Raw genomic sequence first — 450 nt, 5'->3', positions numbered from 1 at the left:
TGACCCTGACCTACGCCTACATCGATCAGGTCAACACCATCTTCGGCCCCGGCAACGGCCAGCACGACAGCGCCGCCAACCCGGCCAACATCGAGGGCCATAGCCACCTGGTCAACGCCCAGTACGTGTTCATGCCGGAGCTGACCGCCACCGCCTACAGCTACCTGCTGGACCTCGACAACCTGGCCATCACCCCCACCGGCGCCCAGGGCGCGCTGTCCAGCCAGACCAATGGCCTGCGCCTCAACGGCGCGATCCAGGGCTTCAGCTACGCCCTGGAATACGCGCGCCAGAGCGACTACGACAGCAACCCGCAGGAGCTGGACAGCGACTACTACCTCGCCGAGCTCGGCTACACCCTCAAGGGCGTGGCGCTGAAGGCCGGCTACGAAGTCCTCGGCGGCGACGAGGGCCCGGGCAACCGCGCCTTCCAGACCCCGCTGGCGACCA

1 pseudogene is annotated in these 450 nt (G+C 67.6%); it reads left to right on the top strand.

The features are described from left to right. Positions 1-450: pseudogene (locus tag F3I62_RS20080) on the top strand (hypothetical protein); the annotation flags it as partial.

This window comes from Pseudomonas sp. R-28-1W-6 (assembly GCF_009799925.1).
Taxonomy (GTDB): Bacteria; Pseudomonadota; Gammaproteobacteria; order Pseudomonadales; family Pseudomonadaceae; genus Aquipseudomonas.
Note: the sequence above shows the minus strand (reverse complement) of the source record. Positions and strands in the feature narration are given on the sequence as shown.